Below are 6,171 nucleotides of genomic sequence, written 5' to 3' on the forward strand. Positions count from 1 at the left end.
CAACCGCGGAACAATCAAGTGAACGCCGAAAAGAACAGGCGTGAGCCGCGGATCGCCCATGCGTATATGAGTGGCGAGGGCACGCCGAGGTAGATGGCGAGCAGCCCCATGCCAAGGACGGCCGCACGTGTCCAGAAGGCGCTGCGGCCGGCGGCCACGGCGGCGGGGCGATGCGAAATCACGGCGTTCATGGTGGTTCCTTTCGTCGTCGGCTGGCGTGCCACCCGGTCCAGGGGAGGGGGCACTACACCCGGAATGGGTGCTTTCAGGGGGACGTCGAACGGCGAAAGGTTATTTCGACAAACCTGCCGGCGATTTATGTGACGGTTGTTTTCCTGGTGGCGTCAACGTGTTCGGGGTTGGCAAGCTCACTCACCGGGATGATACGTACGCTCAATATGGCCTTCGAGCTCCTCGGGCCAGAAATACACCGTGCGCAGGTTGCCCGTGGTGTAACGCTCGGCCTCGTCGTTGAAGTGCTTCGAGGTGGGATCGCCGCTTTCACCACCGGCGGTGATCGCCCGTGCGTGCACCTTGTCGCCGAATTCCACCACCGCGACGAAGCTGTTGCCGCTGGTGCCGTAGTAGCGCTTCGTGCCCGGCCAGCGATGCGCGCCGAACGAGGCCAGCGAGCCCCAGCGTGATGAAGTGAAGGGCACGGGGATGCTCGGCTTTGTATCGTCGAAGCGCTGCTTGATCGCGCCATCGACACGCTGGAAGCGATTGACTTCGCCCCAGGGAACTCCCCAGCTGCCGAAATCTTTCTGCAGCCGGTCAGCCGCCTCGGCCAGGGCACCCAGGCGCGCCTGGGAACCGGCTTTCTCCGCCATCACATCGTAGATGGACAAACCTTCGGCCGTGTCCAGCTTGCTGGCCTTGTCCCACAGGATGTCGCCCCAGAACACGGCGAGCGACGTCGGCATCGACGAAACGCCCCAGCGGTAGTCCCACGTGCGCAGAAGCGCCACGGGCCCGGCAAGCTGGTGCTTCAACGGATCGCTGGCGGGTAGCGCATCGTAGTCGGCGATCAGGATTGGCAACTGGCGCGCGAACGCCGGCAGATAGGGATCGAAGGCCGCATCGATCAGCGAAGCCGGCGTGAAACCGCGCCGCCCTGTGAGCACCCGCGTGGCATGCAGGCCGCGGGGATTCTCACCCACCGCATCCATGTAGCGCGGATAGTCCGCTTGTTTGGGGCTATCAGGCCCTGCGGCCGAATAGGGCCAGTCGTTGGTATTGAAGATCCAGCCAGTCGGGGGATTGAGCAGGTGGGGCGCCTTGTCCAAAGGCAGCAATCCTTTCCAGTCGGTAGCCGGATCGCTACCGTCGACAGGCTTGGTGTAATCGAAGCGGTTGTCGCGGTTGGGAATGAACTGCGGATGCAGATAAGCGATGTTGCCCTTGTCGTCGGCGTAGATAGTGTTGTTCGACGAATTGGCCTTGAACTGAGCCACCTTCATATAGGCCGCATAATCGTTGGCCTTTGTGCGCAGCCAGCTTTGCTGCAAAGCGTCCAGCGGTTTGTTCATCAGCGCAACCGCGATCCACTTGTCGCCCAGAGCTCGAACGATGGGGCCGTGATGCGTGGCGTATACGGTGAAATGCCGCTCAGTGAGTGAACCGTCCGCCGAGCGCACGGGCACGACGATGTCGCGCGACGCCACCGGGCGCATGTCGTTGCCGTAGCGATAGAACAGCTTGCCGTCCTTGCGCTCGATTGTCTCGGCGAACTCGTCCACCACGTCGGCGCCGGTGGAGGTGTGCATCCACCCGATATGCTTGTTGAATCCCTGGTAGATGAAGAACTGACCCCAGGTGACCGCGCCGTAAGCATCGAGCCCTTCGTCACTGGACATCTGCAACTCGGAGCGGAAGAAGAACGAGGTATGCGGATTGATCAGCAGCAAGGCGTGGCCATTGACCGTGAGCTTCGGTGCGATGGCAATTCCGTTCGAGCCGGTCGGTTCCCACCAGCTGGAGGGCGGGGTCACTTGAGCCAACGCGCCCTGGGGGTCCTTGCCATAGAAGGCCTGCAGATCCTTCGTCGATACGCGCTCAATATCGCCGCCGATGCTGCCTTCGCTGAAACTCAGCGCCATCCACGGCTCGAAATGCGTGATCACCCTGGGATGCACGCCAGGATGCGTGGCGAGGTAATAGTTGAGGCCATCTGCCCAGGCATCCATCAGCGCCTTCAGCCACGATGGGCTTCGCGCATAGTCGGCTTTTAATGTCACGGGATCGACGAAGAGTTTCTGTCGCAAGTCCTGCCAAAGTGCGGATTCGCCTTCGGCTTCAGCAGTACGGCCCAGCGATGTGAGGTAATTGGTCTCGACGCGGTTGAAGTCGTCTTCGGCCTGCGCATACGCCATGCCGAATACCGCGTCCGTATCGCGCTTGCCATGAACATGGGCAATGCCCCAGTCATCGCGGACGACGGTGACCGCCTTGGCTTCGTGCTGCCAGCGCGCGGAATCGCTATCCGCGGCGTGGGCACCTGCCGCGGCGAGCAATCCGCCGATCAACAACGTGAGCATGGCGTGGCGGCGTGCTGGCATCGGTGCCTTTCCCCTGGACGAATCCCCCGATACTAGGCGCCTGACTCAAAGATGCGTCAAGTGCTGGAACTCACATTCGCCGACGGTTATTTCGCCCGCCGCTGGGTTGTTTTTTTTCCACTCGTATTGAGTTCGACAGCAGCTTTGATCAGTGTCTTGAACGCATTGGCGTCCACCTTCTGCCCCTCGGCGATGTCGATCGCGCGCCGGGCATTGCCCTCGAGACTGGCGTTGAACAACCCAGCGGGGTCGTTGAGCGACGCGCCCTTGGCGAAGGTCAGCTTCACCTTGTCCTTGTAGGACTCCCCCGTGCAGATGATCCCGCCGAGAGACCAGACGGGTGTACCCATCCATTTCCATTCCTCGACCACATCGGGCGCAGCCTGGTGAATAAGCTTACGCATCCTGGCCAGGGTTTCACCACGCCAGTCACCGAGTTCGGCGATTCTCTGGTCGATCAGCTTTGCTGCAGTGGTCGCGTCAATCGAAGCTGGCTTCTTCATGCTCAATCCTCCCGACCCAGTAAGCATTGTAAGGGCAGTCAGGCTGCACGTGGCTTGATGGCGCCCAATTGGGCCCCGATCGCTCGGGTGGCGCACTCTAGCTCGTAATGGTTCTGCAGGTTGATCCAGCTCTGCGCGTCAGTGCCGAAATAACGCGCCAAGCGCAGCGCTGTATCCGCAGTGATGCCTCGTTTTTCGTTGACGATTTCATTGATCCGCGCAGCGGTAACATGCAAGGCGCCGGCCAAGGCGTTACTGGACAGTCCCAGCGGGCGCATGAACTCTTCGCGCAACACTTCACCGGGATGTACGGGAGGAAGAAGCTTGGGCATGACGAACCTCCTTCAGTGGTAGTCAACGATCTCTACGTCAAAGGCATCGCCGTCGGCCCATCGAAAGCAAAGCCGGAACTGGTCATTGACCCGAATACTGTGTTGCCCTGCACGATCACCTCGTAAAGGTTCCAGTCGATTCCCCGGAGGAACACGCAGGAAATCGAGTGTCGTCGACGCATGCAGTTGCACCAGTTTTCGCCGGGCGATCTTCGACAGCCTCGACCAACGCCGAACAGTCAATCCAGCAAAGAGACGTTCCGTATCACTATCGGCGAAGCTCCTTATCATGTTCTTATCATATATCGATAAACGATTCATCGCAACTGACCAAGTGATCCCGCCGTAAGGTCGCGCAACGAAACATCCTCGATCTGCTCGACGCTGGCTATCCGCCCCAGAGGATCGCCTGGGCCACGATGGTGTCGGTGCCGTTGAAGGTCATCGCCGGCGAGCCATATAGCTGGTAGCCCAGCGCAAGAGCCTCGGAGACGCGGTGGCAGAACGAGGCGTCGTCCTTGCCTGAGAGAATGCGATAGATGGGAAGGTCATTCGGTGGCTGGGTTTTCATCGGTCGTCCTGATGGCTGGCTCATTGTAGCGTGCGGCCCGTCGATGACCGTGACGTGGCGGGTTGAACACGCGTCGGTCGCCCGGTAACGTCATGGGCTGGTTGCACGGGGTATCGATATGCATGGTCCGGTTTCCGCCGCTGCTTGCGCGGCGTGTCTGGTGCTTGGCGCCCTGGTATCGCGGGCAAACGCAATTGGCGCACCCACCAGAGCCTCTTTCGAACCAGGCGTCGTCTCTACCGCTGCGGCCGAGGTACGCCTGGCGATCAGCCCGGATGGCCGGCAGATGCTATGGGGCTCGATCGGCCGCGACGCACCCGCCGAACAGCAGGACATCTGGGAACGGCACCGGATCGGCGATGGCTGGAGCACGCCGGCACGCGTTTCGTTCGACACCGATGCGGTGGAATTCGACCCGGCGTTCTCGACAGACGGAAAAACGTCGTACTTCCATTCCGATCGGGCGGGTGGCTTTGGCGGCACCGATATCTACGTGGTCACCCGCGATCCGGCGACTTTTGCCTTTGGAACTCCCGTCAATGCGGGACCTGCGATCAACAGCAAGGGCGATGAGTGGGCGCCGACACCCATGCGCGATGGCGGTTTGCTGTTTTCATCCGACGGTTGGGGCGGAATGGGCAAGCATGACCTGTTCATCACGCGGCCGGGCGCCGCGCGGCCCACCGACCTCGGGCCTTCGATCAATACGCCCGATGAAGATTTCGATGCGACGCTTTCATCGGACGGCACGACCATGGTGTTTGCCTCGGGCGTGATGACCGATGACAAGGCCGCGACGCGGCTGTACGTGTCGCGCAAGAACCACGGCGCGTGGTCGCCACGGCAACCGCTTGGCCTTGGCTGCTCGGACTTCGTGATCGGTCCGTCGTTCGATCCGGCGGACGATTCGACTCTGGCGTACTCGGCCAACTGTCCTGGCGGCAAGGGGCGCATGGACATCCATCGCGAGCCTATGCCTGGCGCCTCACCATGACGTGCGAATGGGCAGCAGCACTTTTGACGCGGCTGCACAGCAGCCGTGACGGCACTGCAACAGTCCCGGGTTTAGGCTTGGAAGGTTTCCCCCCACTTCCCAAGGAACCTGACCATGTCCGACAACAACAACGCCAAGCATTCGGGCCAATTCCGCATCGGTGGCGACATCGAAGTGAACCGCCTGGGCTTTGGCGCCATGCGCATCACCGGCAAAGGCATCTGGGGCGAACCGGCAAATCCCGATGCCGCCCGCGCCACGCTCAAGAAGCTGCCCGATGTGGGCGTGAATTTCATCGACACCGCCGATAGCTATGGTCCTTATGTCAGCGAGGATCTGATCCGTGAAGTGCTGCATCCCTACAAGGGCACGCTGGTTGCCACCAAAGGGGGCCTTACCCGCCACGGGCCGGACATCTGGGCCCCGGTGGGCCGTCCGGAATACCTGCGCCAGTGCGTGCTGATGAGCCTGCGCCGCCTGGGCGTGGAACGCATCGACCTGTGGCAGCTGCATCGTATCGACGCGAAAGTACCCCGTGACGAACAGTTCGACGCGATCAAGGCCATGCAGTCGGAGGGACTGATCCGCCATGTCGGCCTTTCCGAAGTGAACGTCGAGGAGATCAAGGCCGCCGGGAAGTACTTCAAGGTGGTCACGGTGCAGAACCTCTACAACCTGGGCAACCGCCAGAGCGAGGAAGTGCTCGACTACTGTGACGCGAACAATATCGGCTTCATTCCCTGGTTCCCGCTGGCCGCCGGCGAACTGGCTGCCGAGGGTTCAGTACTGTCGAAGATTTCCTCGAAACTGAAGGCCAGCAACGGGCAGGTGGCGCTTGCCTGGTTGCTCAAGCGCTCGAAGGTGATGCTGCCCATCCCCGGTACCGGAAGTGTCGATCATCTCATCGAGAACGTCGGCGGCGCATCGATCGAGCTGAGCGATGAAGACTTCAAGGCGCTCGAACAAGCCGCGAAGTAAACGCTCGAAGGGAACGCAGAGGGCCCGGTCAGTTCACGGTGTGACCGGGCCCTTTCGATGCAAGCCTTGTACAAGTTGCCCCAGACGGCGATACGGATCAGCTGAAGCGCACCGTGGCCACCACGCCGGTGACGTCTTCGCGCGGGCGCAGCGAGACATCCCAGCTATACAGGTGGCAAAGCCGCTTGACGATGGCAAGCCCCAGGCCCGCACCGCTACCGCCGGCGCCTTCGCC

The 6,171-nt window shown here is 61.4% G+C and carries 8 protein-coding genes; 2 read left to right on the forward strand and 6 right to left on the reverse strand.

The window, feature by feature from the left end:
• Nucleotides 1-14: 14 nt before the first annotated feature.
• The 6 genes from VGM61_RS07685 to VGM61_RS07710 all read right to left on the reverse strand — a co-directional run bounded on the left by VGM61_RS07685 (nt 15) and on the right by VGM61_RS07710 (nt 3,964).
• Complete coding sequence (locus tag VGM61_RS07685) at nt 15-191, reverse strand: hypothetical protein (protein ID WP_331522178.1); 177 nt, start codon at nt 189-191, stop codon at nt 15-17.
• Nucleotides 192-368: 177 nt separating this feature from the next.
• Nucleotides 369-2,558 carry a penicillin acylase family protein gene (locus VGM61_RS07690; RefSeq protein WP_331522179.1) on the reverse strand — a complete coding sequence of 730 codons (2,190 nt, stop codon included), beginning with the start codon at nt 2,556-2,558 and terminating at the stop codon, nt 369-371.
• A gap of 86 nt (nt 2,559-2,644) precedes the next feature.
• Complete coding sequence (locus tag VGM61_RS07695) at nt 2,645-3,067, reverse strand: DUF1801 domain-containing protein (protein ID WP_414694822.1); 423 nt, start codon at nt 3,065-3,067, stop codon at nt 2,645-2,647.
• A 32-nt stretch (nt 3,068-3,099) separates the two neighbouring features.
• Nucleotides 3,100-3,393 (reverse strand): HigA family addiction module antitoxin, encoded by a 294-nt coding sequence (locus VGM61_RS07700; protein ID WP_331522181.1) that lies wholly within the window; start codon nt 3,391-3,393, stop codon nt 3,100-3,102.
• Between the two features lie 12 nt (nt 3,394-3,405).
• Entirely contained in the window at nt 3,406-3,684 is a 279-nt protein-coding gene (locus tag VGM61_RS07705) for a type II toxin-antitoxin system RelE/ParE family toxin (RefSeq protein WP_331522185.1), read from the reverse strand.
• A gap of 97 nt (nt 3,685-3,781) precedes the next feature.
• Nucleotides 3,782-3,964: a DUF1737 domain-containing protein gene (locus VGM61_RS07710; RefSeq protein ID WP_331522182.1), complete on the reverse strand. Its 183-nt coding sequence runs from the start codon at nt 3,962-3,964 to the stop codon at nt 3,782-3,784.
• 118 nt (nt 3,965-4,082) lie between these two features.
• Here VGM61_RS07710 and VGM61_RS07715 point away from each other — a divergent pair, with 118 nt between their 5' ends.
• Together VGM61_RS07715 and VGM61_RS07720 are read left to right on the forward strand one after the other, a co-directional pair.
• A complete protein-coding gene (locus VGM61_RS07715) occupies nt 4,083-4,958 on the forward strand; it encodes a hypothetical protein (protein WP_331522183.1) in 876 nt (291 codons plus the stop codon).
• A 114-nt stretch (nt 4,959-5,072) separates the two neighbouring features.
• Nucleotides 5,073-5,936, forward strand: a complete 864-nt coding sequence (locus VGM61_RS07720) for an aldo/keto reductase (protein WP_331522184.1) — start codon at nt 5,073-5,075, stop codon at nt 5,934-5,936.
• Nucleotides 5,937-6,171: the final 235 nt, after the last annotated feature.

The sequence above is a fragment of the Pinirhizobacter sp. genome, assembly GCF_036499745.1.
GTDB lineage: Bacteria > Pseudomonadota > Gammaproteobacteria > Xanthomonadales > Rhodanobacteraceae > Pinirhizobacter.

Bases quoted from the DNA above. Each gene is read 5' to 3' on its own strand.
- VGM61_RS07690 (WP_331522179.1), bottom strand. From the start codon at position 2,558: ATGCCAGCACGCCGCCACGCCATGCTCACGTTGTTGATCGGCGGATTG.
- VGM61_RS07700 (WP_331522181.1), bottom strand. From the start codon at position 3,393: ATGCCCAAGCTTCTTCCTCCCGTACATCCCGGTGAAGTGTTGCGCGAA.
- VGM61_RS07705 (WP_331522185.1), bottom strand. From the start codon at position 3,684: ATGATAAGGAGCTTCGCCGATAGTGATACGGAACGTCTCTTTGCTGGA.
- VGM61_RS07715 (WP_331522183.1), top strand. From the start codon at position 4,083: ATGCATGGTCCGGTTTCCGCCGCTGCTTGCGCGGCGTGTCTGGTGCTT.
- VGM61_RS07685 (WP_331522178.1), bottom strand. From the start codon at position 191: ATGAACGCCGTGATTTCGCATCGCCCCGCCGCCGTGGCCGCCGGCCGC.
- VGM61_RS07710 (WP_331522182.1), bottom strand. From the start codon at position 3,964: ATGAAAACCCAGCCACCGAATGACCTTCCCATCTATCGCATTCTCTCA.
- VGM61_RS07720 (WP_331522184.1), top strand. From the start codon at position 5,073: ATGTCCGACAACAACAACGCCAAGCATTCGGGCCAATTCCGCATCGGT.